This window comes from Citrobacter sp. wls615 (assembly GCF_005281355.1).
GTDB lineage: Bacteria > Pseudomonadota > Gammaproteobacteria > Enterobacterales > Enterobacteriaceae > Citrobacter > Citrobacter werkmanii.
The window spans coordinates 1-3,332 of record NZ_SZXM01000022.1 but is presented as its reverse complement, the minus strand read 5'-3'; the positions used below and the strand labels follow the sequence as shown (position 1 = coordinate 3,332).

At 47.6% G+C, this 3,332-nt stretch carries 3 protein-coding genes and 2 pseudogenes; all 5 read left to right on the top strand.

Features of this window, described 5'->3' with window-relative positions; all coding sequences use genetic code 11:
- Positions 1 to 1,005: VENN motif pre-toxin domain-containing protein (locus tag FDX04_RS07045; protein WP_137370688.1), on the top strand; the 1,005-nt coding region annotated here is incomplete at its 5' end.
- Between the two features lie 548 nt (positions 1,006 to 1,553).
- A complete protein-coding gene (locus tag FDX04_RS07030) occupies positions 1,554 to 2,036 on the top strand; it encodes a hypothetical protein (RefSeq protein WP_170972924.1) in 483 nt (160 codons plus the stop codon).
- Between the two features lie 199 nt (positions 2,037 to 2,235).
- A pseudogene (locus FDX04_RS07025) lies at positions 2,236 to 2,904 on the top strand (filamentous hemagglutinin); the annotation flags it as partial.
- Positions 2,901 to 3,119, top strand: coding sequence for a hypothetical protein (locus FDX04_RS07020; RefSeq protein ID WP_137360739.1), 219 nt, complete (start codon positions 2,901 to 2,903; stop codon positions 3,117 to 3,119). The pseudogene FDX04_RS07025 and the gene FDX04_RS07020, both read left to right, overlap by 4 nt.
- A gap of 88 nt (positions 3,120 to 3,207) precedes the next feature.
- A pseudogene (locus tag FDX04_RS24650) lies at positions 3,208 to 3,332 on the top strand (hemolysin); the annotation flags it as partial.

Below are 3,332 nucleotides of genomic sequence, written 5' to 3'. Positions count from 1 at the left end.
ATGCTGGCGAGTCTCTCCGCGGGAATGGCGGGCGCTCTGGCGGGGGGCAGCTCATCATCCGCGGCAGCAGGTGCGCAGGCCGGGAAGAATGCGGTTGAGAATAATTACCTCAGCTATGACGAGGCACATGCTTTCGATAAAGAAATGACAGCCTGTCGAAAAGCCGGGGGGGATTGTGGCAGCATCCAGAATAAATATGCTGTAATTAGTGCTGATAACCGACTGAAATTGCATATTGATGTGGCTGCCGCCCCTCTGACTGCTCTGTCCGGGGAAGATAAATGGAATATTGAGGGTGGGCTCAGCGCGGCGGGTCGACCTGACTGGTTATATGGTTCACTGGAAAATCAGGATGTGAAGGACTACGTTACTGAAGGCAACAGCTACGACCTGGACTATCTGAATAGTAATACGTCACAGGGTGATAGAGCTTTGGCTTTCTTTGGGGAGCCAGAAAATTACTGGGGTATGGTAGCGGGAGCTGGTTCGTTGTTAACGTCATCAGCCACGCTGACGGAAAAATTTGTTAGTGCCGGGCTGAGTTACGGGGCAAATGGTGCAGTCCAGGTTGCAACCGGCAATACTGGTGAGAAGTTCGATTATCTCAGTTTCACGATGTCAGGATTAACCGGGATAGGGACAGCCGGGAAAGGATATTACGCTAACCAGTTATTGGGGGCCGGTAGTGCTTACATGAGCAGCCAGATTGAAGGCCAGGACAGTACCTCATCAGTAGTGGGCAGTATGGCCGGCACAGGAATTGGTTATGGTACAGGAACAGCAGTTACCAATAAATTTGAGTCTCAGTACATAAAAAACCAGCTGGGAATGGATGCCAGCAAAAATGCTTTAAAATACTCTGAATCATCTTTTGGTCCGGGGTATTTGCTTAAAGGTGGTGAAATGAGCTCCGTTCCAGGGATTGCTGGCGGATCCGTTGGTTCGTTAATGTCGGAAGGTGCAAGTAGTGGAGTTCAGCAAGAAGTTAATGGAGGTGGTAAATGAACCGTCCTCTATTAGAACTTATTAAGCTAATATTTATTTTTTCTGCGACTTGCTCTATAGGAATGGTTGTTAGTATCTGGCTTATCGCACGAAATCCCATCGCTCTAACTGTATATATAAAGTATGGATGTATTGGTGCTGCAGTTGGGGTTTGGATCGGTGCTGGAATTTGGTTGTTATTCTATCTGCAAGTACGACGACACTTTCGTAAGTAGTTATTGTTGAGAATAATGCGCTGGGAGATAAGGACAAGAAACTTCCGATACTGGATATACGTCCGGGGTGGCTGAAACCTGGAGTTGTGGATGCTGATGGAGACATTCAAGGGAATGGAATGTCAAAAGCTTCAATTCCTAAAGTCCCCCCAAAACTACAGCCTTTTACAAACCCGCCTCAGGGACCTGTTATCCCTCAGGGTTGGGTTAGTAAGCCAGGTAGAACACCAGGAAGTACAATTTATTATCCACCAAATACTGACCCGGGCAGTCCAGGAAGCTCATATATTAGAGTGATGCCGCCAGGATCGACCCCGGTTCCTGGGTTAGAAAATGGATACTGGATATCGGTTAAAAATGGTCAGCCAACAAATCCAGCCACAGGTGGCACTGGCACTCGAGGTGAAACTCATGTACCACTACCAACAGACACTATGCCGCCAGAAAGGTAAGGACAATATGATTACTGATGCCGAACTTCATGAATTTGAACAATCTATATTTACCGGAGTAACGGTTGGTGTGGGATCTTTAGTTTTGCTGTTTTCATCAGGCGCTAGGGTAATGATCCAGTGTCCATTTCAGTGCGGGGAAAAAGGACATTTACATACAGGGCATGGTGAGAATTTATCGACTAGTAATTTTTTATTTCCTTTACTTAACCAGGTAGTCAGAAGCTGTTCTGTTGTGGATGGTGAAATACTGAGACTATCCTTTGATAATGAAAGATATATACAAGTTTTGCCTGAAAATAACGGGTTTGAGTCTTATGTTATTACTACAAGTTATGGGGATTACCCCGTAATTACTTACTGAACGGGTACTGGTTCTTGCGTTAGGATCTTATCAGTTGCTCTTTAACAATATTGCTGGGTAGTGCAACGAACTGAAAAGGCGCGTCGGGGCAAAAGTTGCCGCGCCGAAAGTCCTGCAAGGAAAACCGCCTTTAACTCACGGAAAATATAGGGAAAAACCGGGTTCATCACAGCAATGTGCACCGGATCGAGTTGTTGCGGAGAATAACCTGATGGGCGGGAGTGAGGATGCGCAGGCTGCCTGGATACGCCAGCACGGCATCGATATGGCGACCTGTTCCGACAATCCGAGTGGGGCCGCATGTCAGAAAGCAATGAATGAACGTGATGCGGTAGGGCTGGCGCTGGCAACAGGTACAGTGGCTCTGCTTCCTGGCAGTGCTCAGGCGATGTGGGGACTGGGCGCGGGGGCAAATGCAGGAATTGGCTACCTGGCGGATGGCACTATAGATCCGGCAAACGCAGTCATTGCGGGCTGGGTGAATGTATTCAGTATGGGAAATGGCCTGGTGGGTACTGTTGGCTGGAATGCTGCAGGCGGTGCGTTGGGTAACTGGATTGACAACAAAGATCCACTGTCTGGGGCAGTTACAAATGGTGTCGGTGCAGGTTTGGGTTATGGAATAGGTAAGGGCATTTCCTGAGGAGCAAATGCCGGAGCAAACTGGTGGAAAGGTGGCTGGGATCCGAAATTTAACCCGACACTTCAGAAGTATACTGAAGTAAAAGGTGATTTTGGAATTTCGAAGGAAATATCCCCTGGCCGTGTTCCAGGTGCTTTTGGTGATTTTGGTGGCTCACTCTTCTCTGAAATAACAGGTAAAGGTATAGAAAAACGTATGGGTTCTGCGGGAGAGGGAGATAAATGATTAATGTTCTCTTTTTTATCTTCTCTGTAGTTGCGGGGATTATCATGGCTGAACTGGCTTATTTGTCATTACTTATTATTGATTATGTCATCCGGGGTAGCTTCAGTTTTTCTTTGCCCGAAGCCCTGCATAATCTAAAAGTAGGTGGCGGCGGTGGCTTTATTATTGGCGTTGGGATCGTTCTATGTCGTTTTTTTAAGATCAAAGGATTTTAATCGCGGAGAATAATATGCTGAGTGTTGCTCAAAACAAGTCCTATGCTCAGAAAATGACTCAGTGCCCGGGCAATGTGGTTTGAGAAATTACGCCTCGGTGCAGGAGCAGACGGGGCTGTTTGCCGGCGACGGCGGATTTGACGTAACAGTGGGCGGGCACACGCAACTGGACGGCGTGGTAATCGCCTCAACGGCGACGGCGGATAAAAACAG

What these genes read in the sequence shown, in the direction of transcription:
- FDX04_RS07030 (WP_170972924.1), top strand. Translation starts at nt 1,554, where the DNA reads ATGGATACTGGATATCGGTTAAAAATGGTCAGCCAACAAATCCAGCCA.
- FDX04_RS07020 (WP_137360739.1), top strand. Translation starts at nt 2,901, where the DNA reads ATGATTAATGTTCTCTTTTTTATCTTCTCTGTAGTTGCGGGGATTATC.